The 25511-nt window shown below is 62.7% G+C and carries 20 protein-coding genes; 3 read left to right on the top strand and 17 right to left on the bottom strand.

Going from position 1 to position 25511, the window contains the following annotated elements; genetic code table 11:
* Positions 1 to 15: 15 nt before the first annotated feature.
* Positions 16 to 2349 (top strand): xanthine dehydrogenase family protein molybdopterin-binding subunit, encoded by a 2334-nt coding sequence (locus tag AC5I5I_RS08780; RefSeq protein WP_495971979.1) that lies wholly within the window; start codon positions 16 to 18, stop codon positions 2347 to 2349.
* Between the two features lie 23 nt (positions 2350 to 2372).
* Here the strand turns inward: AC5I5I_RS08780 and AC5I5I_RS08775 are convergent, their stop codons facing one another.
* The 6 genes from AC5I5I_RS08775 to AC5I5I_RS08750 all read right to left on the bottom strand — a co-directional run bounded on the left by AC5I5I_RS08775 (position 2373) and on the right by AC5I5I_RS08750 (position 7349).
* Positions 2373 to 3299 (bottom strand): ABC transporter substrate-binding protein, encoded by a 927-nt coding sequence (locus tag AC5I5I_RS08775; RefSeq protein ID WP_495971977.1) that lies wholly within the window; start codon positions 3297 to 3299, stop codon positions 2373 to 2375.
* Entirely contained in the window at positions 3296 to 4507 is a 1212-nt protein-coding gene (locus AC5I5I_RS08770; RefSeq protein WP_495971975.1) for an FAD-dependent oxidoreductase, read from the bottom strand. Before AC5I5I_RS08770 ends, AC5I5I_RS08775 begins: the two co-directional genes overlap by 4 nt.
* A gap of 10 nt (positions 4508 to 4517) precedes the next feature.
* Positions 4518 to 5489 carry a Bug family tripartite tricarboxylate transporter substrate binding protein gene (locus AC5I5I_RS08765; RefSeq protein ID WP_495971973.1) on the bottom strand — a complete coding sequence of 324 codons (972 nt, stop codon included), beginning with the start codon at positions 5487 to 5489 and terminating at the stop codon, positions 4518 to 4520.
* Positions 5490 to 5552: 63 nt separating this feature from the next.
* Complete coding sequence (locus AC5I5I_RS08760) at positions 5553 to 5942, bottom strand: cupin domain-containing protein (protein WP_495971971.1); 390 nt, start codon at positions 5940 to 5942, stop codon at positions 5553 to 5555.
* The gene (locus AC5I5I_RS08755) at positions 5939 to 6661 is read right to left on the bottom strand and encodes a GntR family transcriptional regulator (protein ID WP_495971969.1); all 723 of its coding nucleotides are present in this window, start codon (positions 6659 to 6661) and stop codon (positions 5939 to 5941) included. The genes AC5I5I_RS08760 and AC5I5I_RS08755 overlap by 4 nt, the downstream gene beginning before the upstream one ends.
* A gap of 10 nt (positions 6662 to 6671) precedes the next feature.
* Positions 6672 to 7349 (bottom strand): DUF2848 domain-containing protein, encoded by a 678-nt coding sequence (locus AC5I5I_RS08750; protein WP_495971967.1) that lies wholly within the window; start codon positions 7347 to 7349, stop codon positions 6672 to 6674.
* Positions 7350 to 7538: 189 nt separating this feature from the next.
* Between AC5I5I_RS08750 and AC5I5I_RS08745 the strand changes: the two genes are divergently transcribed.
* Entirely contained in the window at positions 7539 to 8882 is a 1344-nt protein-coding gene (locus AC5I5I_RS08745; protein ID WP_495971965.1) for an amidase, read from the top strand.
* 33 nt (positions 8883 to 8915) lie between these two features.
* Here AC5I5I_RS08745 and AC5I5I_RS08740 read toward each other — a convergent pair whose 3' ends face one another.
* The 11 genes from AC5I5I_RS08740 to AC5I5I_RS08690 form a co-directional block, all read right to left on the bottom strand.
* Entirely contained in the window at positions 8916 to 9272 is a 357-nt protein-coding gene (locus AC5I5I_RS08740) for a hypothetical protein (protein ID WP_495971963.1), read from the bottom strand.
* 14 nt (positions 9273 to 9286) lie between these two features.
* Entirely contained in the window at positions 9287 to 12424 is a 3138-nt protein-coding gene (locus AC5I5I_RS08735; protein ID WP_495971961.1) for an efflux RND transporter permease subunit, read from the bottom strand.
* Positions 12425 to 12435: 11 nt separating this feature from the next.
* The gene (locus AC5I5I_RS08730) at positions 12436 to 14091 is read right to left on the bottom strand and encodes an efflux RND transporter periplasmic adaptor subunit (protein ID WP_495971959.1); all 1656 of its coding nucleotides are present in this window, start codon (positions 14089 to 14091) and stop codon (positions 12436 to 12438) included.
* A 628-nt stretch (positions 14092 to 14719) separates the two neighbouring features.
* On the bottom strand, positions 14720 to 15445 hold the full coding sequence (locus AC5I5I_RS08725) for an ABC transporter ATP-binding protein (protein WP_495971957.1): 726 nt from the start codon (positions 15443 to 15445) through the stop codon (positions 14720 to 14722).
* A complete protein-coding gene (locus AC5I5I_RS08720) occupies positions 15442 to 17247 on the bottom strand; it encodes a branched-chain amino acid ABC transporter ATP-binding protein/permease (RefSeq protein ID WP_495971955.1) in 1806 nt (601 codons plus the stop codon). Before AC5I5I_RS08720 ends, AC5I5I_RS08725 begins: the two co-directional genes overlap by 4 nt.
* The gene (locus AC5I5I_RS08715; RefSeq protein WP_495971953.1) at positions 17244 to 18293 is read right to left on the bottom strand and encodes a branched-chain amino acid ABC transporter permease; all 1050 of its coding nucleotides are present in this window, start codon (positions 18291 to 18293) and stop codon (positions 17244 to 17246) included. Before AC5I5I_RS08715 ends, AC5I5I_RS08720 begins: the two co-directional genes overlap by 4 nt.
* 66 nt (positions 18294 to 18359) lie before the next feature.
* Positions 18360 to 19502: an ABC transporter substrate-binding protein gene (locus AC5I5I_RS08710; RefSeq protein WP_495971951.1), complete on the bottom strand. Its 1143-nt coding sequence runs from the start codon at positions 19500 to 19502 to the stop codon at positions 18360 to 18362.
* 38 nt (positions 19503 to 19540) lie between these two features.
* The gene (locus AC5I5I_RS08705) at positions 19541 to 20065 is read right to left on the bottom strand and encodes a MarR family winged helix-turn-helix transcriptional regulator (protein ID WP_495971949.1); all 525 of its coding nucleotides are present in this window, start codon (positions 20063 to 20065) and stop codon (positions 19541 to 19543) included.
* An 11-nt stretch (positions 20066 to 20076) separates the two neighbouring features.
* The gene (locus tag AC5I5I_RS08700) at positions 20077 to 21603 is read right to left on the bottom strand and encodes a class I adenylate-forming enzyme family protein (protein WP_495971947.1); all 1527 of its coding nucleotides are present in this window, start codon (positions 21601 to 21603) and stop codon (positions 20077 to 20079) included.
* Positions 21603 to 22772 carry an acyl-CoA dehydrogenase family protein gene (locus AC5I5I_RS08695; RefSeq protein ID WP_495971945.1) on the bottom strand — a complete coding sequence of 390 codons (1170 nt, stop codon included), beginning with the start codon at positions 22770 to 22772 and terminating at the stop codon, positions 21603 to 21605. The genes AC5I5I_RS08700 and AC5I5I_RS08695 overlap by 1 nt, the downstream gene beginning before the upstream one ends.
* Before the next feature lie 114 nt (positions 22773 to 22886).
* Positions 22887 to 24086, bottom strand: a complete 1200-nt coding sequence (locus AC5I5I_RS08690) for a M24 family metallopeptidase (RefSeq protein WP_495971943.1) — start codon at positions 24084 to 24086, stop codon at positions 22887 to 22889.
* A 219-nt stretch (positions 24087 to 24305) separates the two neighbouring features.
* On the opposite strand from AC5I5I_RS08690, the gene AC5I5I_RS08685 reads away from it, so the two are divergent.
* Positions 24306 to 25400, top strand: coding sequence for an alpha/beta hydrolase family protein (locus AC5I5I_RS08685; protein ID WP_495971941.1), 1095 nt, complete (start codon positions 24306 to 24308; stop codon positions 25398 to 25400).
* Positions 25401 to 25511 lie beyond the last annotated feature (111 nt).

Raw genomic sequence — 25511 nt, 5'->3', positions numbered from 1 at the left:
CTTCACGGACGCATCATGATCAGTACACCTGTACGCTTCGGCAGCGACCAAGGCGCATTGCGCAGCGAAGATGAGCCATTGCTCACCGGCCGCGGCCAGTTCACCGATGATCTGAAAATGCCTGGCCTGGCCTTTGGCGTTTTCGTCCGCGCGACTGTTGGCCATGCGCTTGTCACGCATGTTGATGCGACACGTGCGCGTGCAATGCCGGGCGTGCTGGCGGTGATCACGGGTGCAGACCTCGCGGCTGACGGACTTGGCGGCATTCCCCCTGTCGCCAGCACGGTCGGACGTGAAGGCAAGCCAATGGTTGCAGCTCCGATGCCGGTGCTGGCGACGGACCGTGTTCGCTTCGTCGGTGAGGCGATCGCGCTCGTCGTTGCCGAAACGCTCGTGCAGGCGCAGGACGCTGCGGAGGCTGTTGAGGTCGAGCTCGACGAACTCGGCAGCGCATCCGATATCGAAAGCGCGATGGCGGCTGATGCGGCACGGCTTTACGATGAGGTGCCCGGCAACATTGCGCTGGACTGGCGCGATGGAGACGTTGCCGCGGTCGATGCTGCCTTTGCTGCGGCCGCGCATGTCGAGCGCGTACGGCTCGACGACACGCGGCTTGCAGCAGTATCGCTGGAACCACGCGCCGGGATCGGTCTGTGGGACGAGAAGTCGGAGCGCTACACGCTGATCGCGACCACGCAGGGCGTGGCGGTGGTGCGCAAGCTGCTGGCCGAGGGCGTCTTCAAGGTGCCGCTCACGAAAATTCGCGTGCTGACTTACGATATCGGCGGCGGCTTCGGGATGAAGGCGCAGACCTATCCCGAATACGGCGCGATCCTTTATGCCGCGCGCAAGACGGGCCACCCGGTCAAATGGTGCAACACCCGGGTCGAGAGCTTCTTATCCGACTCACATGGCCGCGACGGCATCCTCGAAGGCGAGATGGCGTTTGACGCCGATGGCAAAATTCTCGCTCTCCGCGCACGCAACTTCGTCGGCATCGGTCCTTACACGACCCAATACACGGCGATCTTCGGGACGGCCAATACCAAGAATTGCCTGTCCAGCGTCTACCGGATCCCCGCGATCCAGCTGGACGTCAAGCTCGTCTTCACCAATGCCGCGCCGCTTGGTCCCTATCGTGGCGCCGGTCGGCCGGAAGCGATCTATGTGGTCGAACGGCTGATCGACGGAGCCGCGCGCAAGCTCGGTATCGACCGGGCGGCGCTGCGCCGACGCAATTTCATTCCGCCATCGGCCATGCCCTACCAGACCGCGATCGGTCCGATCTATGACAGCGGCGAATTCGAAGCGCTGATGGACAAAGCGCTGACATTGTCGGACTGGTCCGGTTTCGGGAAACGCCGCGAGGCCGCCCGCGCAAAAGGTTTGCTGCGTGGAATCGGCATGTGCTGCTTTCTTGAAGTCGCCGGCGGCATTCTGAATGAAAAGGCAGACCTGCGCTTCGATGCCGACGGAACCGCGGCCATCCGCGTCGGCGTACAGGCGATGGGGCAGGGACACCAGACCACCTTTCCCCGCGTGATCGCAAAACGCCTCGGCATCGATATCGGCAAGGTGAAGCTGATCGAGGGCGACAGCGATGAGGTGCCGGATGGTACGCCCTCCGTCGCCTCGCGCTCGTTGATGATGGCCGGAAGCGCCTCGGTTGTTGCCTGTGACAGCGCCATCGAAAAGGGCCGCGGCATTGCCTCGCATCTGTTCGAAGTGGCCATCGGCGATGTCGAATTCTCGGCCGGAACGTTCTGCGTGGCGGGGACCGACCTCCGGATTCCCATTCTTGAACTGGCCAGGCAAGCGCGCGAAGCAACCGGTCTCCCTGAAGAGTTGCAGGGCGGTCTGGATAGCGTGGGTGAATTCACCTCGCCTCAGATGTCGTTTCCCAATGGCTGCCATGTCTGCGAGATCGAGATTGATCCCGACACCGGCCTTGTCGCGGTGGTCGGCTACACGGCCGTGGACGATGTTGGCACGATCGTTCACGAAACGGTCGTCGATGGACAAACCCACGGCGGGATCGCTCAGGGCCTTGGTCAGGTTCTCGGCGAGCATGTGCGCTATGGCAATGACGGGCAGCTTCTGAATGCTTCGCTGATGGATTACACCCTGCCCAGGGCAGCAAACATGCCGGTCATGGCGACCGCGCATCACAGCGTGCCATGCACCACCAATCCGTTGGGCGTGAAAGGCGCGGGCGAGTCCGGCGTCGCCGGCGCGCTACCGGCCGGCATGAACGCCGTGCTGGATGCGCTGGCCCAGCAAGGGATCGAGCATTTCGATCTGCCGGCGTCGCCGCAACGCGTCTGGGATGCATTACGGCAGAGTGCCTGACCGGCGTCCGGTCCAACAATTAACTATCGAAGCGCGGCGACAACCTCTGAAAAGGTCGGGGCGCCTTTGAGAATGCCGCGCTGCCGTGCAAATTCATTCATCGCGGCGACGAAGTCCGGCGTGATTTCCGTCGAATAATAGGGCAGGTCGCGTTCGATCAGCGCGGCGATCAGTGACGCCTCGCGTTCGGGGAAAACCTTGCGGCCGACCTCCGCCGCGAGCGACACGTCGCTCTTCAATGCTGCATGAGTGTCTTCCATCGCGGTCACGGCGCGACGCGCATCGTCGGGCCGTCGCGCGAGGAAATCGTCCGTCACCGCAAGCGAGGCCATGGTGTAGTTGAAGCATTCCTTCGGTCCGTCGCCGCGCCGGATGTCGAGCACGACTGTTCCGGCTCCGCTACGGACGGCGACCTCGGTTCCCATGCCGTTGGCCCAGAATCCATCGATGAGCCGTTCTTCCAGCGCCTTTGCCGCGGACAGACCGAAATTAACGCTGGGGCTGCCTGTGTTTGGAACGGGGGCGATGGTGATTTCGTCGCGCTTTTCATCAAGGCCGGCGGCAACGAGAAGTTGTTTCAAGCCGAGCTCGACCCAGGGCGCAGCACCTATCTTGCGACCCCGGACTACACTCACATCCCCTCGTTTGGGTTCTATGTCGGATCGCATCACCAGGAACCAGTACATGCCCTGGCCCTGTGCGCAGAGCAGCTTCACGCCGCGCCACTCCGGAAAAGCCGCGAGCGCGGAATGCGCCGAGCCTGCGACGCAATCGACGTCACCCGCGCGCAAGGCTTCGTAAGCCTTACTGACCGGAAAGATCAGCTGGATCTCGTCGTCGAGGCCCTGCTCCCGAAACTTGCCGAGTTCGGTCGCGGCGATTGCCGGAAAATATGAATTCGATATCAGGTCCGGAACAGCGATCTTGAACCGGTTCGAAGACGAGGTCATGCTGCGGCCTTTTGCTTTCGAACGCTCTCCAGAAGCGAAGTGCGCATGAGGAATGCGCGATGGCCGACGGGGTCCGCAGCGGTGCGGCGAAGATTGTCGAAGTTGGCCTGTCGCGTCGCCGGCTCCTTTTCCTCAAGGCGCTTTTTGTTGGCGATGGTCTGCTGCTGGACATATTCGATGTTCATCGGACGGCGAACCGCATCATACGTCTCGAGGTCGCTCTCGGGGCGCTCACCGTGCAAAACGGAGCTGAGCAACGATGAGATATGCATCGCGTCGTGTATGCCGCAATTCAGGCCCAAGCCGCCAATCGGATTGTTCACATGCGCCGAGTCACCGGCCAGGAACACGCGGCCGTGCCGGAAGCGCGCTGCGACGCGCTGGTGAACCCGGTAGATGTTGCGGTGGACGATCTCATAGGTCCCGGATTTGGGAAAAAACTTCTGCAGCCTCGCCTCGGTTGCGGCCTCGTTGAGGACTTCCTCGTCGGTCTGTCCCGGCAGGGTGGGGAACACCGCTCGCCAGCGGCCCTTGCCGTCATCGCCTGCGACCTTGAACAGGTTGGTCCATTCGTCCGGGTCGGAGAAATAAGCGCGATAGGCGACGCCGTGTTCGGTGGCAAAATCGAACAACGTCGTGAGCACGAGAAAGCGCTCCGGAAACGTGTAGCCCTCGAATGGAATGTCGAGCGATTTCCTCACCGTGGAACGGCCGCCGTCCGCACCGACGAGATAGCGCCCGGACAGTGTCTGCTCACGTCCGTCGATTGCAACCGTAATGTCCACGTTGTCGTCGCCCGCCGAGATGGCGGTCACCGGAGCGGAAAACGTGACCTCCGCATGCTTGAAGGCCCGGAGCTTCTCGACCGCGAGATTGGCGATCTTGTGCTGCTCGCATTGCACGACAAAAGGGTAGTCGGTATCGTTCTCCAGAATGGCATGATCGAACTCGGCCACGACGCTGCGTGTCGGTCGATCCCAGAACTGAAAGGTCCGCGCGACCAGGCCCCGTGCGATAATTTCATCCAGCAATCCCACGCTCGCCAGCATTTCCAGCGTGGCCGGATGCAGCGTCGAAGCGCGGGGAGCGTCGTTGACGCTCTCCGCCGCCTCGAACACCCGAACCGGGATGCCGCGTTGCGCCAGCGCCAGCGCGGTGATCACACCGACCGGCCCGCCGCCGGCCACCAGAACCGGAACCTCGTTCATGGCGCACCCGCTACTGCTGCTTGACGCCGGCGAGGTCGACGGCCTCGGCCCAGGTCGCGACATCACGCGCAAGCATCGCCTTGTACTGCGCGGGCGAATTGCCCAGCGGATCGACGCCGAATTCCGACAGACGCGCGGCGAATTTCTCATCCTTCACGGCTGCGGCGACCTCCGCGGCAATTTTCTCGACGATCGGCATCGGCGTGTTGGCCGGCGCCATCAGCCCGTTCCAGGTGAGGATCTCGAAATCGGGATAGCCGGATTCCACGACGGTCGGCAGTTCGGGCGCCAGCGGCGAGCGCTTTTCGGACGACAGCGCGATCATGCGCACGTTGCCCGCCTTGGCCTGCGGCAGCGCATCCGAGAAGTTGGAGAACATTGCGGGAATATGGCCCGCCACGACATCCGAGAGCGCGGGCGCGTTGCCCTTGTAGGGGACATGCGTCATCTCGAGGCCCGCCTTCTTCAGGAACAGCGCCATCGACAGATGGTTGAGGCTGCCGATACCGGCCGACCCATAGCTCAGTTGCCCCTTGCGCGCGCCGACATAGTCGACGAATTCCTTGAGCGTTTTGACCGGGATGTCCTTGTTGACGACGATCACGAACGGGTTGGTCGCAATGTTGCTGACCGGCGTGAAATTCTTGATCGGGTCGTAGCGCACCTTGTTGATCGCAGGCACGATCGCCATGACAGGCAGGGCCGCGATAAACAGCGTGTGGCCGTCCGGCGCGGCCTTCGCAACCATGTCGGCTGCGATGGCTCCACCGGCACCGGGACGGTTCTCGACGACAAAGGACTGACCGAACGCATTGCTCAGCCGTTCGGCGGTAATCCGTGCGATGCCGTCGGTGTTGCCACCGGCGGCGAACGGAACGATCAGCGTAACCGGGCGCTGAGGCCAATCCTGAGCCAATGCCGGGTTCTGACTGAAGGTGATCGCCGCTAAAGCAGCGGCAAGAGCCGCTGATCGTCCAAACATGCCGCAAGAACTACGCATTGTAAAACTCCGCTCTGTGTGATCCGGCATCCAAGTTAGGCGGCGTCACTTCTTGTTGGAGACGCTCTTTTCGTAGAAGTGCACTTCGTACAACAGACATCCGGTCTCCGACTTGAATGGGCCGTGTACCGCGCCAGGCGGGCGGCAGGCATAAGTCGGTGCTGTGAAACGTTCGCCGCCGTTGCCGTTGGCATCGTTGCCGACGGTCAGGTCGCCCGACATCAGGTAGACTTCTTCCCAATGATCGTGGACGAAGGGGGCGGTGGTGTATTCGCCAGGCACGAAGCGCAGAAGGCGCGTGCGGCTGCCGGTCTTGCTGGTTTCGTCTAGGTCGCTGGTCAAGATCTTCTGCTGGATGCCGGCGGGGTAGCCCGGCGGAGATGCCCAGCCTTCGGTCATGTCTACGGAGAAGAATTCCAGATGTGGCTTTGTCATGGGGTCCCCCGCTCGAGATGGCGCGTGACGTTGCGACGGAACGAGTCGATGTGATCGATCATCGCCTGTGTGGCGGCGTCCGGATCGTGATTTCTGATCGCCTCGAAGATGGCGCGATGTTCCTTCTGCACCTCACGATGATGCTCATGTGCGGTGAGGGAGATGAACCAGAAGCGGAGCGAGCGTTCGTGCAGGTTCTGGAGAATCCCCGACATGACGGAATTTTTCGCAGCGCGGGCGAGAGCGATGTGAAACTCACGGTCGAGCAGCATCATCTGTTCGATGTTGCGCACTTCGGTCCAGGCGTCGGCGCGGTTGAGAATGTCGCCGAGGACGGAAATGTCGATGTGATCGGCGCGTTCTGCAGCCAGCCTGGCGCAATAGGGCTCGTTGATCCGGCGCGCGTCGATGATCTGGGCGACTTCGTCGAGGCTGACGGGCTTCACGATCACGCCCTTGCGGGGGATGACCTCGAGCAGCCCGTCCTGGGTCAACCGGTCGATGGCCTGATGGACCGGCGTGCGGCCGATACCGATCGAGGCGGATACGAACGCTTCGTTGAGGTAGTCGCCCGGCTTGAACACGCAGGTGATGATGCGATGCTTGATCGCGTCATAGGCCGCGTCGCGCAGGGACGGCTGGATCGGGGTCACAACCGTCAGAGGTGCGGGCGTCAGCGGCGATTGCTGGATTTGTTTGACGTTGCGTTTGTGTTTCATCGTGGTGCCGTCAGCTGACAATCGGCAGAACCGTGATGTCGTAATCGCAGCGGATCGTTCGCTTCAGAACCGGGTCGATCAGCTCGCACTCGAAACGACTGCCTGGGCGAATGCCCCCGATGGCAGCCAGCGTTCCGCAGAACATCACCGTGCCGTCCGGCAGGACGCCGCGATCGTCGTAAAGCGAGAGCAGGGAGGCCGGCGACAGCATCTGCGCCACCGATCCGTCCTGATAGAGTTCGCGCTTGCCATCGATCGTCGCATAGGAGCGCAGCTTGAGCTGGTCCCAGTGCGGCGCGACCGCATCGTAGCGCCAGAACGCCGAGCCGATCGGCTTGTCGCAAATCTGCTTCGATGCGGCGACGCCGTATGTCTCAAGCTTGCGATCGGTGTGATCGGAGCCGATGCCGACCCAGAGAACACCTTTGTGCTGCAGCAGCACAAACTCGGCCTCGCCGCTCGTGTCCTCTCCCAGAACCTCGATCGCCCCGGCACAGGTCACGCGCGACAGGTTGCCCAGATAGAAGATCGGTGTGCGCGACGGGGGCGAAACGCCCAGCGCCTTCAGCTCCTCGATGTGGTGCGTCACCGCGGCGGCGTCGCGGCCGGTCCATCCCGCCACCACCAGTTTGGTGGGCGCGACGGTTTCGGTTCGGGCCAGGGGGTCGAAAAGGGTGAGGTCAAACATGGTCGCTCTGAAATTTCACTGAAATATTTGTAATCGTGGTCTTTCACAAATGCAAATAAAATAAGGTATATAGCCAGAACAATTAGAAATTTCACTGGAATGTACAGGCTCGGGGCGGCATGACAATGCCGGAGTGACGGCTCGAGGGAGACGGCGATGCATGTGGATGCGACGGACCGGACTGGTGTTTTGGACCTGAGCGCCACCGTCCACGGGGTGTTGCAGAGCTTCACGGACGGCGGCCATCGCGAAGCCGGGGTCCGGGAACAGCTCGAGCGGATCGCGGACCGGTCGGGAGAGGGAAGCCGGGCTTTCCTCAAGGTTTACGAGGCCGCAGTGACCGACGCAGCGGCCTACGACCGCGCGGCGCGGCACGGGACAGCGCTGCCGCGGTATGCAGGTGTCACCGTCAGCATCAAGGATCTGTTCGATGTTGCAGGCGAGGTGACGACCTCTGGGTCGAAGCTGCTCAAAGATGCCGCGCCGGCGGTGCGCGATGCCGTAGCCGTCGCGCGGCTGAAGTCCGCCGGCTTCATTCCGGTCGGCCGCACCAACATGACCGAATTTGCCTTCTCCGGCCTTGGCATCAATCCGCATTACGGCACGCCGCTCAATCCATACGATCGTAAGAGCCGGCGGATTCCCGGTGGCTCGTCATCCGGCGCGGCTGTCTCCGTCAGCGACGGCATGGCGACGGTCGCGCTGGGCACCGATACCGGCGGTTCGTGCCGCATCCCGGCAGCGCTGTGCGGCCTGGTCGGGTTCAAGCCGACCGCGTCGCGCGTCCCGTCAGACGGAGCGATGCCGCTGTCGACGTCGCTCGACTCGATCGGCAGCATCGGACGCTCCGTGGCATGTTGTGCGGCGGTCGACGAGGTGATCAGCGGACAGCCGCTCGTCCCGTCGTCGGTGGATCTGTCGTCGCTGACGTTCGCCGTTCCGTCGGCCTATGTGCTCGACGATATCGACAAACCGACCGCGACGGCCTTTGATCGTGCGCTTCGACGGCTAGCAGCGGCGGGTGTGACGATCGTGACGTCCGAGTTGCCAGCGCTTGCCGACATTCCGGTCATCAATGCCAAAGGCGGCCTCGCCGCGCGAGAGGCCTATCTCTATCATCGTCGTTGGCTTGAATCGCGTGGCGACGCGTATGACCCTCGCGTCCTCGTTCGCATCCTCAAGGGCGAAGCGCAGACCGATGCCGACTATCGCGAGGTGCAGCGCGCAAGAGCCGACCTGATCGCCAGGTGTGACGCGAACACCAAAGGCTTCGATGCCGTGATCATGCCGACCGTCCCGAAGATCGCGCCGACGCTCGACGAACTTGCAACCGACGAGGCCTACGGGCGGATGAACCTGTTGATGCTGCGCAATCCAACGATTGCCAACATGCTCGACCGGTGTGCGATCTCGCTCCCTTGCCAGGCCCCTGGGGAGGCGCCGGTGGGACTCATGCTGATGGGCCACCGGAACGAGGATCGACGGCTTCTGCAGATTGCCGGCTTGGTGGAGCGCATTCTGCTCGCAACCTGATGATTCAAGGCGCTGCGCCTCCTGAGGTTCGCACTAGAATTTCGCCGACACGGTCTTGCCGTTCGGCGCGGTGATCTGCACGACGCCCTTCGGTTGCTGAGGAAGCGCACCGCCTGCCTTGCCGGTCAGCTTTCCGTCTCCCAGCTCCAGCACGATGCGCTGACTTTTGCCCCCGGCCGAGAGAATCGCGAGGCCCGTGTAGCCCGCGATCTTGATCGGTTTGTCATCGTGATCGGTGACATAGACGTCGATGATGCCACCATTGGTAACGAGTTCGACATGGTAATCCCCCGCGTCGGCGACCTGACCGCCGTGCTTCCCCTTACCGTCATGCGCAGACGCAATACCAGCACTCAGCAGCGCAAGAATCGCCACGACAACCGCTTTCATCTTCAGTCTCCCTCTCAGTAGGTCGATGTGGATGGCGCCGCATCTGGCGCCGGATGTTCAGTGTTGGGTGCCGCTTTCAGCCGCTCGACCGCGTTGCGGCCGAACGCGAGCATCAGAAGCGGCGTCACGAAGGCGTCGAGCAGCGTGGCGCTGATCAGCCCGCCGAAGATCGTCACCGCCACCGGATGCAGGATTTCCTTTCCGGGGCTCGCCGGATCGATCATCAGCGGGACGAGCGCAACACCGGCCGAAAGAGCCGTCATCAGCACCGGCGTCATGCGCTCAAGGCAGCCGCGCGTGACGAGTTCGCGGCCCCAGGGCATGTCCTCGTGCAGATGCAGATTGATGATGTGGCTGATCTTCAGGATGCCGTTGCGAGCCGTGATCCCGGTCAGCGTGATGAAACCGATCATGCTCGCGACCGAGAGCGGTTGACCGACAAGCCACAGCGCCGCCACCGAACCGATCAACGCCAGCGGCACGCTACCGATAACGATCAGCGCCAGCACGCTCGATTTGTAGCGGCTGTAGAGGATCGCGAAGATCAGAAGGAGCGATACCATTGAAAGCAGACCGATGGTGCGCGCCGCCTGTTCCTGCGCCTGGAACGTGCCTTCCAGACTGGCGAATGTGCCTTCCGGCATTTTGGTGTCCGCAAGTACCGGGCGGATTTGCTCGATGAGATTCGCCATGTCGGCGCGGCCGTCGGAATTTGCAAGCACCACCAGGCGGCGCCGCCCGTTCTCGCGAAGAATCTGGTTTGGACCGGTGGTCTCCTTGACTTCGGCAATCTGCCGCGCGGGGATCCAGCCCGACGGCGTTTCGATCAGCAGATCGCTCAGGCCTTGCGTCGTGCGTATGTTCTCCGGCAGCCGCATCACAACGTCGAAGCGGCGATAGCCGTCGATCACGCGCGACACCACGCGGCCGTTCGACAGGCGGCTGAGCTGCTCGATCACGGCGGCGGGCTGCACGCCATAGAGTGCGGCTCGGCCGTAATCGACCCTGATTTCCAGCTGCGGGATACGGACCTGCTTCTCGACCTGAACGTCGGTCAGTCCGGGGATGGTGGCGAGCCTGGTCCGCAACTCTTCGGCCTTGCTCCTCATCGTGTCGAGGTCATCGCCGAAGATCTTCAGCGCAATCTCGGAGCGGATGCCGGTGAGCATGTGGTCGAGCCTGTGCGCGATCGGCTGCCCAACATTCACCGACAAGGGCAATACGGCGAGTCTGCTGCGGATATCGGCCACAATCTCCGTCTTGGCACGCGCCGAGGGATTGAGGTCGACCTCCATTTCGTTGACATGGACGCCCTCCGCGTGCTCGTCGAGTTCGGCACGGCCAGTGCGGCGGCCGACCCACTTTACCTCCGGCACCTGCATGATGAGCTGTTCGGCGATGGTGCCGACACGGTTGGATTCGGCCAGCGAGACCCCCGGGTTGAACTGGACCAGGATATTAAACGTGCCCTCGTTGAAGGGGGGCAGGAACGAGCGCGGCAGCGTCAGTGCCGCAGCCGCTGCGGTGACAACCATGATCAGGGTGGCGCCGACGATCAGTCCCGCATTGTCGTAGGCGCGCGGCAAAGCCGCTGCGTAGAAGCGCTTTAGCAGGCGCACCAGCCAGCTTTCGTGAGCGTCGAGCCGCTTCAGGCCGGGCAGCATGTAATAGGCCATGACCGGCGTCAGCGTGATCGAGACCAGCAGGCTTGCCAGGATCGACACGATGTAGGCAACGCCGAGCGGGGTAAACAGCCGGCCCTCGATGCCCGACAATGCGAACAGCGGCACAAACACCAGCACGATGATCATCGTGGCGTAGACGATGCCGGATCGGACTTCCTGCGATGCGCTCACCACAACGTCGAAGACGGATCGTGGATTGCCGAGCGCACGGTTCTCGCGCAACCGGCGGAAGATGTTCTCGACGTCGACTACGGCGTCGTCCACGAGTTCGCCGATCGCAATTGCGATTCCGCCGAGGGTCATCGTGTTGATCGAGAGTCCGGCGAAGTAAAACACCACGGCCGTGATCAAGATCGAAGCCGGAATCGCTGTGAGCGAGATCGCTGTGGTTCGCCAGTTCATCAGGAACAGGAACAGCACCACGGCGACTACCAGGAAAGCTTCGAGCAGCACCGTCTGTACGTTGCCGATCGAGGTCTCGATGAAGTTCGCCTGGCGGAACACGATCTGGTCCGCCTTGATGTTGTGCGGCAGCGCGGCGCTGAGTTCCTTCAGGGCCTCTTCGAGCTTGCGTGTCAGCGTTACGGTATCGACATTCGGCTGCTTCTCGACCGATACCAGCACCGCCGGAGCGCCCATATAGCCGCCGTCGCCGCGCTTGGTGCGAGCGGCGAATTCGACAGTCCCGACCTGATGCAGAAACACCGGTTTGCCCTCGACCTTCGCAACGACCAGGTTGCGGAGATCGTTTAGACTGGTGGTGCGTCCGATATTGCGGATCAGATATTCACGCGAATTGAGATCGGTAAAGCCGCCGCCGGCATTGGTACCGAAGGACGCAAGCGCTTTCTCGATCTGCTCATAATTGATGCCGAGGGCGCGGAGCGCTGGCGGTTGCGGCGATACACGATATTGCCGGACCTCGCCTCCGATCGGGATGACCTGCGCGACGCCCGGGATACTGAGCAGCCGCGGCCGGATGGTGAAGTCGGCCGCCTCCCGCAGTTCCATCGGCGTCGCGCGGTCGCTCGTCACGGCGACCATCAGGATCTGCCCCATAATCGAGCCGATCGGCCCCATCATGGGCGTGACATTGGCCGGCAATTGCTCGCGCATCAGGTTGAGCCGCTCGGACACAAGCTGGCGGTTGCGATAGATGTCGCCGGCGGACCACTCGAACTCGACATAGACGAACGACAGACCCACTCCGGAGACCGAGCGCACACGCGCAACGCCGGGAACGCCATTCATCTGCGTTTCGATCGGGAAGGTGACGAGTTGCTCGACCTCGGGCGGCGCAAGGCCGTCCGCCTCGGTCATGATGGTGACGACCTGCTTGTTCAGATCTGGAAAGACGTCGACCGGGAGCTTGGTGACGGCATAGCCGCCGAAGGCCATCAGCGCCGCACTCAGCGCGAGCACCAGCATCCGGTTGCGCAGCGATTGGGTGACGAAGAGGGTAAACATCGGTTCGTCCCTCAGCGCACATGGTCGAGCAGTTCGGCGCCTTGCACTACGATCCGCTTGCCCGGATCGATGCCCGCCGCGATCAATACGCGTTCCGCATCGAGCGGCTCGATCCGTACCGGGCGCGGCTCGAATCGCTCTGCCGTCGTGTGTTCGAACACGAAATCCTGACCGTTGGCGGCGCGGATCACGGCGGTGCGCGGAGCCGCAATTCCTGATCGCTCGTCGCCGGTTTCGGCGAACACCGTCACGAACTGCCCGGCGCGCAAGCCCTTGCCGCCCTCGTCAACGGAGAAATGCACCGGGATCGACTGGCTGCGGTCGGCAAGGCCGGAGCCTCGGAACGTCAGCTTCAAAGATTTGCCGTTCCCGATCTTGGCGGAAGCACGGCCGGTGCCTGCGACAGGATCAAAGCTCAGCGCTTCGACCCACAATTTTCCGGGTGTTATAATGTGGAAGACCACCGCATTGCTCTGCGCGATCTGTCCGGTGATCGGTGTTCCCTCGGCGATGATGCCGGTGACGGGTGCGATCAGGGGTACCGGCTCGTTTCTGATCCTGTCGAGCGCCGCTCTGCGGTCCTTCAGCCCCTCCAGTTCGAGTCTTGTCTCTTCCTTCAATGTAAGGGCGACCGCGCCACTGGTCACCAGCGATTCCTGCCGCGCCAGCCGGCGCTGCACGATGGCGATCTGCTGATCGAGCTCGCCCTGTCTCTGGCGCATGTCGGAGACGTCGATCGCCGCAATCGGCGGCGTGACATAGGCGAGAACGTCGCCTTCCTTCACTTGTGTGCCGAGCCGCGGAAAGCCGCCGGGCGGGGGCGACAGCACGCCGCCGACGGCGGTCTGCACATAGCCGCTCGTGTTGGGATCGGGGATGATGCGGCCAGGCAACTCGACCGTGCGCGCGAAGCGGCCGTTTTCTGTCTCGATGGTACGCACACCGAAGATGCGCTGGATCGGCTTCGGTACGAAGATGGCGCCATCAGGCTGGCGCTGTGCGCGCTGGTCACTGGTCGCCGCCGGCGCTTTGTCCGCTCCGTTATCATGGCCTTCGTGCGCGAGCGCGTCGCCGAGCCCGAACAGAACGACGATGACAGCGGCACTTACGGGCCGCAATCTGCGGATCAGACTGACAAGCACGGCGCCGAGGGCGAAGCCGGCCAAACCCATCGCCAGAGGCGATTGTGACAGCGATGCGAGCAGCGTCGCCCCGCCGTTCTTCGGGGACACACCGTCGCCGGAAGCGCCGTTTGAGGCGGGGATCTCAATTGTCACAGGCAGAATGTCAGGATCGCCGCTTGCTGCGACGGTGATGATCAGCTCGACGTGGCCACCCTTCTCCAGGAAAGGCGCATCCAGACTGTAGACGCCATTGCCGAGCGATTTTGCAGCTGCCGGGCCCGACGGCGTCTCGACCTCGATCGCGGCCTGCTCGATCGGGGCGTTGGTCTTATAGTCGTCGAGATAGATCGCAAGCGTCTTGCCTTGCGCTACCGCGACAATCTCAAAGCGCTCCGAATGCGCCTCGCCGCGCGGGGCGACGCTCGCAGGAGCGGCGGGCGCTTCGGGACCATGGTCGTGGCCCTCGTGCGCAGGAGCGGCGGTAGCGCCGAAGGTCAGGATGAATCCGGCGGCGGCAAATGCCGGCAGAATGTTGCGGAACATGGAGGCCAGTCCTTCGCATGAACGAAATCAAGCCGCCCGCCCATCAGGCGGACGGCCCGCGTCACGAGACGCGAGTCACGACGTTCAGGCGAAGGATTTAGGCGGTCGCGGTGGGCCTTCCCGCGCGAGGCTTGCGGGCAGGGCCGCATCCGGGCTCGGCAAGATCAAATATTTCGAGAGACTCAGGGAGGTCCACGACGCAGGCGCAAGCGCGGTCGTGCAGCCAGAGCAATGCCCGGCGCCGCAACAGCCACGATCGCCGCAATCTCTGTCGGTCTGATGATCGGCCGGCATTGGAACTTTGGCCCGCATTTCCGCCGGGAGAACGACCGCCGGGGCTACAGACTTGGCGCTATCGCCTGCATGCGTGGCGGCATGTGCATGCGGCGCACTGCCATGGGCAGTTGCACCGGTCGCCGCGAGCGCGACCAGTAGAAACGCCATTAAGCCAAACAATGCGGATATTGCAGTCCGAACAAGCATGGCCGATTTATACATCGGCCACCACATTTTGCAAAGTGCAGCGCAGCATGGTGTCAGCGGGATGCGCCGTATCGGTAAACGTCCCCCGCATTCGCGAGATCGCAACAGTGACAAGGGGGCCGGATTGCCTCAGGAGCGCCATGTTTCAAGCAGGGCTGCCGCCAAGATAACTGGTGACGATGCGCTTGTCGGATTCCAGGTCCGCAGGCGGGCCTTCAAGTGCGATGCGGCCCTGCTCCATCACGTAGCAATAATCGGCGATCTGCATGGCTGCCCTGGCGTTTTGCTCGACCACCAGCAGCGACACGCCGCGTTCACCGAGCCCGACGATGGTTCGGAAGATGTCGCGCACAATGCGCGGCGCCAGGCCAAGAGAGGGTTCGTCCAGCATCAAAAGCTTTGGTCTGCCGATCAGGGCGCGGCCGAGCGCCAGCATCTGGCGCTCTCCGCCCGACAACGTGCCTGCGAGCTGACGATGCCGCTCTTTCAGCCGCGGAAACAGCGCGTAGATGTCTTCGCGCGCTTCCGCGAGCACCGCTGCACCTTCGCGCCTGCGGCTGAACGCACCGAGCGCGAGATTTTCTTCGACCGTGAGCTCGGCGAATAGCGCACGCTCCTCCGGCACCAGAAACAGACCGGAATCCACCCGGTCTTCGAGCGTACGCTGATTGCTGTTACGGCCGGCGAAAACAACGTCGCCGCCATAGGGCAAGGCGCCGATCAGCGCTTTCAGCAGACTTGATTTTCCGGCGCCGTTCGGACCGATCACGGTGACGATCTGCCCCGCATCCAACCTCAAGCTGACATCGCGCACGGCTTCGATCTTGCCGTACGAAACCGAGATCCCGTTCGCTTCGAGCAGTGCGCTCATAGCGCGGCCCCTTCGGCTCGCCGTGTTCGCAGCGGCTTGTCATCGTCGATACCGCCAAGATAGGCCTCGATCACGCGCGGATCATTGCGAATTTGCTCCGGCGTGCCTTCCGCAATCTTCACGCCGAAGTCGACCACCACCACCCGGTCAACCAGGTTCATGACGAAATCCATATCGTGCTCGACCAGCAGGATAGATAGTCCTTCCGCGCGCAATTGCTGCAGCAGGGTTGCAAGCTTCTGCTTCTCCCCGAACCGAAGCCCGGCGGCCGGCTCGTCCAGCAGCAGGACCTGCGGGTCCGCCGCGAGGCCGCGCGCGATCTCGAGCAGCCGCTGCTGACCGAGAGCGAGGCTGCCAGCGGGCAAGGTGGCGCAGTCTGCGATTCCGACGCGCTCGAGCTGAGATTGCGCTTCATACAGGAGACGCGCTTCTTCCTGCCGGTCGAGCCGCGTGACAGCTGCGAGGAAGCCCAATCGACCGCGCAGATACGCACCAAGTGCGACATTCTCCAGCACGCTCATCTTCGACTGCATTACAACGTGCTGGAAGGTCCGGGCCACGCCGAGTCCGGCAATCAGCCGCGGCGGTAGAATGTCGATGCGACGGTCGCCAAAGTGGACCTCGCCGCCGTTGAGCGGAAGGAGGCCGGTCAGCAGATTGAAGATCGTGCTCTTGCCGGCGCCATTCGGGCCGATCAGTGCGAGAATTTCTCCGGCACGCATCTCGAAGGATACGTTCTGCACCGCCGCGAGACCGCCGAAGTTCTTGGAGATATCCTGCGCCGAAAGCAGGCGCTCGCCACGGGCCGGGAGCTGCCGGCGGGCGAGTGGCGCAGCCTTCGGCGGCGCGCGCAGCGGCGGAGGCGCCGGCAGCCAGCGCGCGATGAACGACATCAGGCCACCGCCCGCTGTTTGCAGCATCACCACGACCAGAATCCCAAACACCGCGACTTCATAGCCGCCGGCTCGTCCGAACAGCACCGGAAGCGTTTCGCGCAGCCAGCTGCGTGCGGCTTCGAATACGATCGGACCGATCAGTGCGCCGCCGAGCTGCCCAACGCCACCGATGACCACCATGAAGAGATAGTCGATCGAGGCATTGACGCTGAACGGACTCGGATTGACGATGCGGATGTAGTGCGCATGCAGCCATCCGCTGATGCCTGCAAGCAACGCGGCAAACACGAACACCTTGATCCGCAGCGGACCTGTGGGAACGCCGAAGCTTTCGGCCATGACTTCGGTCGGCAGGCTGCGGATCGCGCGTCCTGTGCGGCTGTTCAGTAGATTGGTTGCGGCGAGAAAGCTCAGCGCCACCAGGGTCCAGATCACGATATAGAAGTCGAACGGGGTGGTGATCGACAGTCCAAACAGCGAAATTGGCGGTAGCCCGGAAATGCCGTTGAAGCCGCCGAGTCCCGGGACGTTGCCGAACAGGTAGAATAGCCCGATCGCCCAGACCAGCGTTCCCAGCACGAGGTAATGGCCCGCCAGGCGAACAGTGAGGAGGCCGAGCATCAGCGCGACGAATGCGGTGACGAGCAGGCTGACCGGCAGGGCTGCAACCGGCGCCCAGCCGTACTGGGTCGTCAGCAATGCGGTGGTGTATGCCGCCAGTCCGCAGAAGGCCGCCTGACCGAACGAGGTCATGCGCGCCACACCGGTCAGAACCACCAGTCCGACACCCACCAGGACCGCGAGGCCGATATAGGTCAGCGGCGAGATTATTCGGATCGAGAGAACGAACGGGGCGAGGGCGAAAATGGCAACCAGCGCGCCGACGAAAATCCGGTGCGCGCTCATTCGTCGTGCTCGTGGGTTTCGTGGCCGCGCGGCTCGACGGCCGAGCGCCACAACAGGAAGGGGATCAGCAGCGCGAAGACGATCGCTTCCTTATAGGCGGATGCGTAAAAGGACGAGAAGCTCTCGACCAGACCGACCACGATCGCACCGAAGACCGCAAGTGGAAAGCTCACCATGCCGGCGACGACGGTGCCGACGAAACCCTTCAGTCCGATCAGAAAGCCGGAGTCGTAGTAAAGCGTGGTCACCGGCCCGATCAGTATTCCCGAGAAGGCGCCGATCAGCGCCGCCAGGGTGAAGGCGAGAGCGCCGGCAGTCTCGGTCCGGATGCCGACGAGCCGCGCGCCAAACCGGTTGACCGCGGCTGCGCGCAGCGCCTGTCCCCACAGGGTGCGACCCATGAACAGCCACAGCGCGACCATGATGATGGCCGAGGTCGCGACCACCAGCATCAACTGCCATGAGATCCGGGTGAAGCCGGCGTCGATGCGGCCCGGGATGAAGGGTGGCGTCCGGAACCCTTCCGAACCAAAGAATACAAGACCGAGCCCCACCAGCGCGTAATGGACGGCGATGGCAGCGAACATCAGCGTCAGGATCGATCTGTCAGCAAGCTGCTTGAACGCCACGCGATAGAGCATGAAGCCCATCGGCACGATCAGCGCGAGCGTGAAGAAGATCTGCACCGGCAGGATCGGTTTGGAAGCAGCGGTCAATAATACGGCACCGCCGACGATCAACGGTGTGCCGAGTGAGATGCTGACCACCATGGTCCAGCTTCGCCAATCGCCCGAGTGCCGAGAGCGCCAGGTTTCGACGGCCGCAGTGGTAACCCCGAGTGCCCCGCACAGCCATACGGTTCCGGGCACCTGGCCTTGCTGCAAAAGCGCTAGCGTCAACGCCCCGAATACGAGGAAATCGCCTGCCGGCACCCAGAGTACGCGTGTGACGAGAAAGACCAGGAGTATCGACAGCGCCAGCAGCGCGTAGATGAAGCCTGTGGTGAGGCCGTCCTGAAGCAGAAGCAATCCGATGGTCGTGTTCATGGCGACAGGCGGCTACCGAAGGAAGTTGGCTGCCGCCGAAGCGGCAGCCTGCTGATCTTGACGGAACTACTTCGCCAAACGGAAAGCGCCGTCCTTCACCATGATCATGACGCGGGCACGCTCATCCACGCCGTAGTGATCGGTCGGCGTGTAGCGATAGATCGCGTTGGTGCCGACGACTTCCTTGCCCGATTGCAGGGCATCGCGCAAAGCCACACGAAACTCGGGCGTACCCGGCTTGGCCTGCTTGACGGCTTCGGCGGCAGCGGCATCGACCAGCAGCATCGCATCCCACGCATAGCCGGCAATCGGACTGGCCGAGCCCTTGCCCCACTTGCCTTCATATTTCTGGATGAAGTCGAGCGAGACCTTCTTGATCGGATTATCGTCGGCGAGATCGGCTGCAGCAACGACCGGTCCCGTTGGCATGCGCGCGTCCTCGACAGCTTTGCCGCCGGCGTCGATGAATGCCTTCGTGACCGTGCCGTGTGTGTGATAGATGCGGCCGTTATAGCCTTGATCCTTCAGCGTGACGTGCGGCAGGACCGCGGCCGTGCCGGATGCACCGACGAACACCGCATCGGGCGAACTCGCCATCAGCTTGAGGACCGGGGCGGTGACCGACGTGTCGGTGCGGTTGTAGCGCTCCGAAGCCACAATGTTGATGCCTTCCTTCTTGGCAACCTGATTCAGCGCATTCCAGTTCAGATCGCCCCAGCCGTCGGCAAAGCCGATGAAGGCGACCGTCTTCATCTTGTTCTTCTTCATGTCCTCGATGATCGCGGACACCATGACCGGCACCGGATGGGGCAGGTTGAACACCCAGGGAAGCTTCGCCTCCGGGATCTGCATCGGCGAGAGGCCGATCTGCGGGGTCTTCGACTCAACGGCGACGTCGCTCATCGCCGTGGCGGTGATGGTCGATGTCGACCCGAGGATGATGTCGACCTTGTCCTCGTCCACGAACTTGCGGGCATTCTTGACCGCGGTGGTCGGGTCTGTTGCATCGTCTAGAAGGATCCAGCGTACCGGCACGCCGCCCAGCGTCTTCGGAAACACTTCGGCAGCGTTACGATAGGGGATTCCGTTGGTGGCGTTACCTCCCGTGAACGTGCCGGACAGCCCGACCTTGATCTCCTGAGACAATGCGGGCTGCGCGGCGAACAGGGCCGCGGCCAGTGCAATCGCGGACGTCGTGTATCTCTTCATCCCACTCTCCTTTTTGATACCTTCGGTTTCAGACAATCCTAGAGGCTAGTGCTCAGTGTTGCGCGCATCGCGGACTTCAGCCCGTCGAGTTGCTGGATCAGTTCGCGCTTCTCTCGCTTCGGCATTTCCGCAAAAATCTCCTCAATCCAGTCGGCATGAATTGGCGCCATCTGAGCGAATGCTTTGCGGCCGCCTTCCGTAAGAGTGATGACGGTGGCGCGACGGTCACCCTCCGCGGCCTGCCGCTTCACCATTCCGCGCTGCTCGAGATCGTCAACGACCGCGGTCACATTGGAGCCGGTGACGACGGTGCGGCGTGCGACTTCTCCCATGCGGATCCCTTCGGGCGCACGGTCAAGCTGCGAGAGCAGATTGAACTGGGTCTGGTTGATGCCGAACGTTTCCTTGATCCTGTTCTTGACGCGTTGCTCGGCGGCGTGACCGCAGGCAAGCAGGCGAACCCACAATTGCAGGTCGAGCTTCTGATTCTCGGGCGCGAGCCACGCCGGCTCGCGCTCACGAAGTCGGGGCTCTCCGATCTTTTTTGCCAGCGCTTTGGTCATGCCATGTCCTGTTACGGAGCGAGCAGGGCGGGACGATAGAGTTTGCCGGTTGGACCGGTCGGCAGCCGTTCGACGATGTGGATCGCCTTCAGAAAGCGCATCGACGAAACCTGGGAATCCTGGCGCCATGTTTCGACCGCCTGCACGTCGAGACCGCTGTCGCCAACCACGACAAAAGCCTCCGCGCGCTGGCCCCATTTCGGATCCGGAACGCCGATGACGGCGGCCTGGCGGATGTCCGGATGGCTCATGAGCGCGGCCTCGATCTCCTCCGCCTGGATTTTCACGCCGCCTGAATTGATGACGTGATCGGTGCGCCCGACCAGCACGACGCCGCCATCTTCGGTCAGATAGCCGGTGTCGCCGCTTCGCCACCATCCATCCCGAAACCGTTGCGCCGTGCGTTCCGGATCCTTCCAGTAACCACAAGCAAGCGACGGGCCAGACAGCATGATCTCGCCGGTCTCTCCAGCCGGCAGCGTTCGATCATTGCTGCCATTCGTCGCGACAACGCGCACATCAACGCCGGAAAGCGGACGGCCGACAGGACGATCCTGCATCGCGAATGCGTCCTCGTCGGCGACGATGCCGCAGCCACAGGCGCCTTCGGTGGACAAATAGGCTGCGCGGACCTTGTCCGTGATCCGTTTGCGGATCTGCTCGACATCGCTGCGGCTCGCCATTTCGCCGGACATGAAGGCGAGTCTTACGCTGGACAAATTGTAGCGCTCCGGCTCGGCGGCCAGCACCATGCGCCACATGGTCGGTACCAGCGGCGCGATGGTTATTCGCTCGTCGGCTAGTCCTTTGAGGAACGCCTGCGGCTCGAAGCGGCGCTGGAACACCAGCCGCGTGCCGAGACAGACGAACGGGATGACCGTATTGCACCAGCCCCCGAACGAAGTGCCAATGCAGACAAGGACGGAATCGTCGCTATCGATCCCGCGATAGACATCGCGCCCGGCTTGAACGGAGCCGAGGGTCGAGGCATGGCTGTGCATGACGCCTTTCGGGCGGCCGGTTGAGCCGGACGACAGCACGATGGCAACAGGATCGTCTGGGCTGCCGCGATCGAGATCTCTGGTCGGCGCCGCGCTTGAATGATTAAAGTCGACGAGCGGCGCGAAGCGAACATCCGGCAAGGTTTGGGATAGAGCTTGCGCCAGCGCGGAGAACTCCTCATCGAACAGCACCAGCCTCGCTTCGAGCCAGACGATGGTCTCCGCCATCCGATCAGGCGATTCGAGGAGATGGAGGTTTGTCGCGATTGCGCCGAGCCGGATTGCGGAGAACCAGGCAAGTGTGTGCAGCACGCTCGGGCGGCTGAGGAACACGACCTTTTCGCCGGAGGCAAGGCCGTGCGCCTGAAGCGCGCCCGCCAGACGTGTGGATGTTTCCAGGGCGTGCGTACCGTTGAGGCGCAATTCGCCATCGGCCAGGAAAGGCCGGTCATTACGGAGCGTTGCGGCAGCGGCGAAGCTCTCGCCCAATGTCGTCGGAGTTAAAGGCATCGACGTGGGCTGGCTCGCTGCGTTCATCAGCCTTGCCGCTCGCGATCCACATAATTGCGGCTGATGATCTGCTTCATCACCTCGTTGGTGCCGGCATAGATCCGGTGCACACGCGCGTCGGCCCAGGCCCGCGCCACGGGGTATTCCCACATGTAACCGTAGCCGCCATGAAGCTGGACGCATTCGTCGAGCACGCGATCGACGAGTTCGGTGGTCCATAGCTTCGCTTTCGCCGCCATTTCCGGCGAGAGGCTGCCGTCAGCCAGGCTCGCGATGCACAGGTCGACAAAGGGCTGTCCGACGTCGATATCGGTTTCCAGCTCCGCCAGTTTGAAGCGCGTGTTCTGGAAGCTGACGATCGGCTTGCCAAAGGCGACACGGTTGCGCACATGCTCGAGTGTCGTCTCGAACGCCGAACGTGCCATCGCCATCGAGCGCACAGCGACCACCATGCGCTCCTGCGCCAGCCCGTGCATCAGCTGTTTCCAGCCCTTATTCTCCTCTCCGCCGAGTAACGCATCGGCCGGGACATGCATGTCGTCGAAGAACAACTCCGCGGTATCCTGCGCGTGATTGCCGACCTTTTTCAGTTTGCGGCCACGGCGAAAGCCCGGCGTCGTGGTATCGACCAGGAATAGCGACACCCCCTGGGCTCCGAGCCCGGGCTCCGTCTTGACCGCCAGCAATACGAGATCGGCGATGATGCCGTTGGTGATGAAAATCTTCGACCCGTTGATGCGATAGCCATTGCCATCGCGTCTGGCCTGAGTGCGGATGCCGGCGAGATCACTGCCGGAATTGGGCTCGGTGAGCCCGATCGCAGAGATCGTCTCGCCCTGCACCATGCGCGGCAGCCAGTATTGCTTCTGCTGGTCGGTGCCGAAATGGGTGAGAAACGGCGCGACGATATAGGCATGCATGTCCCAAGCGGGTGCAGCCAGATTGAGCCGGCCGAGCTCCTCGAGGACGATCGCGTCGAATTTGAAGTCGCCCCCTGCTCCGCCAAATTCTTCCGGCACACTTGTGCCAAGGAGCCCGACCTCGCCCGCACGCCGCCAGATCTCGCGTGGCGTGAAGCCATCGTCTTCCCATTGGGAATAGTGGGGTGCGACCTCGCTCTCCAGAAAACCGCGAACGCTGCGGCGAAACGCCTCGTGCTCCTCCTCGAATACGGAACGCTTGACCTCGAAGCCCATGACCCCATCCCTGACCCGACGGGATCATTTCACAACTGAAATATTCAGATTTCAAGTAGTTTGTTTCGCCTGCGACTGCCGATCGCAACAATGTCCGGAAAACACGAGTGGCCGCTAACTGATGATGTGAAACCCTCGCGGGAATTTCTGCAGCGAGCGCACCCCGGTTTCGGTCACGACGACGAGGTTGCCGGTCTGCACGCCGGCCTTCCAGTCCCGGGTGACGACGTTCGGCTGGACCACCAGCGCCATGCCGCGCGACAGGGTCATGTCAGGGATATCGCCGGCGGCCGGCCGGCTTTGCGACCCGAGCACGGGGGGAAGATAGCCTCCGCCATATCCATGGATGAGGTCGTCTATAATCGTGAAGCCGGACTGTTCGATCAGCTGCGATGCGGCCACAAGATCGCGAACGTGGACTCGCGGTCGCATCCGCTCAAGGATAGCGTCGAGCACGGCATCAGCGACAGCGTGCAGGTCGCGATAGAGCGCGCTCGGCTGCTCGCCGATGAAGAACGTTCGAAGCACCTGTCCGGTATAGCCCCAGTAATCGACGCTGAGTTCGGTGGACATCACATCGCCGCTACAAAGCTTTCGTCCGGACGGATATTGCCGGGGCACAGCCGCATCGGACGCCGCCATCGAGGCGGTATGGAAATAGTGGATGAAATTGGTCGCGCCAAAGGGAAGGTACGGGGTCTGCACGATAGCCTGGAGTTCGCGCTCGCTCATTCCGGGTTTAGCGCCTTCGGCCAGCGCGGTGACCGCGACGTCAGTGAGGTCCGCCGCAAGTTCCAGCCATCGCAGCTCTTCATCGGACTTCACGAGCCGGACCTGCGTATAGGCCCGATTCATGTCGACCAAGTCGAACATCCCCGAAAGCATCTCAGCCTGGGCGACCGGAATTCTGCCGATGATCCCGACCCGCGCTTTTCCGGCCTTGGCCTGCTGCACGGCGCTGGCCGCCAGCCTGAGCGCTCCGGCTTCGCCCCACAGCACTTCGGTGTCATGTGCGAGCCGCTTTGCCAGTGGCAGATGGTTGAAGTGCTGAATGAACATCCGGCGCGGGGCACCGGGGACCATCAGCGTCACCGCTTCGGCCGTAACCGGCCAGCCGGTGATCCATCCGGTTGCGGTGCCGGCACGCATCGCTTCCGCCGCGATCAACGCATCCAGATTGTGCGCTGCGATGATGCTGGCCAACAGGCCATCGCGCCGCGCCATCTCGCCATCCGAGAAACGAGGATAATCCAGGTCGATCAGATCGGCGTAGCGTGCACCGATTTCGGCAACGAGCTGCGGAACCGACTTCATCCATTATTTCCTTGGCAGAAGTCTGCCGTACCATGATCGCGTGATGGGGCCTTTGCTTGTCTATTGCCAATGGCCTTTCGGTATCAAGCGCGCCGCGCTTCTTGCCGTGACGCCGCGGCCTTCCCCGAAGAAAAAATCTAGACACAGGCTTGTGGTAGAGGCGAAAACGAGGTCCCGCACTTCCCATCTTACCTGAAATCGAAAGTTAGAGCGACGCACATGGCGAAACACGCAAGCGTAAAGGATGATCTGGTCACGTCCGCCATGGCGCATTGGGGTGCGCGGTTCGTCTCCAACGGCGTCGCGCTCGCGGACTTTGAAGAGATCACCGGAAGTCTCAGATCATGGGAGGACTGGTGCGCCGCCTGGTCTGCGCGCGCCGCGGACCACGAGGACATGGGACGTATCGCGCTGGCGGAGCGTAATTTCATCAGCGCCGGCGAGCACCTCAATCGTGCGGCGGTCTATTATCATTTCGCGAAATTCCTGTTCGTGCATGACCTGCCGCAAATGAAAGCCGCCCATATGAAGGCGGTGGCTTGCCGCAGCGAAGCGCTGCCGTATCTGCGCCCGCCCGGCGAGCGCGTCGGCATTCCGTATGAGGGCAAGCAGCTCTACGGCATTCTCCGCAAGCCCGCCGGCATCGCAAAGCCGCCGGTTCTGGTGATGGTCGTCGGTCTCGATTCGGCCAAGGAGGAGACCGACGCTTATGAGCAGCCGTTCCTGGCGCGGGGCATTGCGACCCTGGTGTTCGATGGCCCCGGGCAAGGGGAGGGCGAGTATGACTTCGCGATCCGCGGCGACTACGAGGCCCCGGTCAAGGCGGTGTTCGACTGGCTGCAAGGCCGCAAGGATATCGATGTCGATCGTGCGGCTTTGTGGGGCGTCAGCATGGGCGGCTATTATGCGGCGCGCGCCGCGGCGTTCGAGAAGCGCGCAAAGGCCTGCATCTCACTCGCCGGTCCCTACAATCTCGTGGAATGCTGGGATACGATGCCCGAACTGACCCGCGACACCTTTCGGGTGCGGGCCAAATGCGAGACGATGGACGAAGCGCGCCAGCACGCGGCGACGTTGTCGCTCGAAGGCGTGGCGCAGAACATTACCTGTCCACTCTATATCGTCTCCGGCAAGCGCGACCGGGTGATCCCCTGGCAGCATGCCGAACGTCTGTCGCGCGACGCAAGCGGTGAAGTCGTTTTCAATCTGGTCGAAGACGGCAACCACATTGCCAATAATCGGCCGCACCGCTGGCGGCCGCAAAGCGCTGATTGGCTTGCGCGGCAGCTCGGCGCTGTCACGACCGGAACCTGACGAATTCGACAATGCGAAATATTCGCCTGCCGCGCTGTCGTAGATGTCCGTAGCGCGCCAGGCAGTCGCTGCATCTCGATGGTCCGGTTGATCGTCTCCGCCGTCTGAGGT

It is taken from the genome of Pseudorhodoplanes sp. (assembly GCF_059499825.1).
The sequence above is the reverse complement of the archived record's forward strand: the minus strand, read 5'-3'. Positions and strand labels throughout refer to the sequence as shown.

Excerpts from the sequence above, each read along its gene's own strand:
- AC5I5I_RS08710 (WP_495971951.1), bottom strand. The coding sequence starts at position 19,502 with ATGAAGAGATACACGACGTCCGCGATTGCACTGGCCGCGGCCCTGTTC.
- AC5I5I_RS08695 (WP_495971945.1), bottom strand. The coding sequence starts at position 22,772 with ATGGGCTTCGAGGTCAAGCGTTCCGTATTCGAGGAGGAGCACGAGGCG.
- AC5I5I_RS08730 (WP_495971959.1), bottom strand. The coding sequence starts at position 14,091 with ATGTTCCGCAACATTCTGCCGGCATTTGCCGCCGCCGGATTCATCCTG.
- AC5I5I_RS08725 (WP_495971957.1), bottom strand. The coding sequence starts at position 15,445 with ATGAGCGCACTGCTCGAAGCGAACGGGATCTCGGTTTCGTACGGCAAG.
- AC5I5I_RS08760 (WP_495971971.1), bottom strand. The coding sequence starts at position 5,942 with ATGACAAAGCCACATCTGGAATTCTTCTCCGTAGACATGACCGAAGGC.
- AC5I5I_RS08685 (WP_495971941.1), top strand. The coding sequence starts at position 24,306 with ATGGCGAAACACGCAAGCGTAAAGGATGATCTGGTCACGTCCGCCATG.
- AC5I5I_RS08740 (WP_495971963.1), bottom strand. The coding sequence starts at position 9,272 with ATGAAAGCGGTTGTCGTGGCGATTCTTGCGCTGCTGAGTGCTGGTATT.
- AC5I5I_RS08735 (WP_495971961.1), bottom strand. The coding sequence starts at position 12,424 with ATGTTTACCCTCTTCGTCACCCAATCGCTGCGCAACCGGATGCTGGTG.
- AC5I5I_RS08765 (WP_495971973.1), bottom strand. The coding sequence starts at position 5,489 with ATGTTTGGACGATCAGCGGCTCTTGCCGCTGCTTTAGCGGCGATCACC.
- AC5I5I_RS08770 (WP_495971975.1), bottom strand. The coding sequence starts at position 4,507 with ATGAACGAGGTTCCGGTTCTGGTGGCCGGCGGCGGGCCGGTCGGTGTG.
- AC5I5I_RS08755 (WP_495971969.1), bottom strand. The coding sequence starts at position 6,661 with ATGAAACACAAACGCAACGTCAAACAAATCCAGCAATCGCCGCTGACG.
- AC5I5I_RS08780 (WP_495971979.1), top strand. The coding sequence starts at position 16 with ATGATCAGTACACCTGTACGCTTCGGCAGCGACCAAGGCGCATTGCGC.
- AC5I5I_RS08775 (WP_495971977.1), bottom strand. The coding sequence starts at position 3,299 with ATGACCTCGTCTTCGAACCGGTTCAAGATCGCTGTTCCGGACCTGATA.
- AC5I5I_RS08700 (WP_495971947.1), bottom strand. The coding sequence starts at position 21,603 with ATGAACGCAGCGAGCCAGCCCACGTCGATGCCTTTAACTCCGACGACA.
- AC5I5I_RS08690 (WP_495971943.1), bottom strand. The coding sequence starts at position 24,086 with ATGAAGTCGGTTCCGCAGCTCGTTGCCGAAATCGGTGCACGCTACGCC.
- AC5I5I_RS08715 (WP_495971953.1), bottom strand. The coding sequence starts at position 18,293 with ATGAACACGACCATCGGATTGCTTCTGCTTCAGGACGGCCTCACCACA.
- AC5I5I_RS08705 (WP_495971949.1), bottom strand. The coding sequence starts at position 20,065 with ATGACCAAAGCGCTGGCAAAAAAGATCGGAGAGCCCCGACTTCGTGAG.
- AC5I5I_RS08750 (WP_495971967.1), bottom strand. The coding sequence starts at position 7,349 with ATGTTTGACCTCACCCTTTTCGACCCCCTGGCCCGAACCGAAACCGTC.
- AC5I5I_RS08720 (WP_495971955.1), bottom strand. The coding sequence starts at position 17,247 with ATGAGCGCGCACCGGATTTTCGTCGGCGCGCTGGTTGCCATTTTCGCC.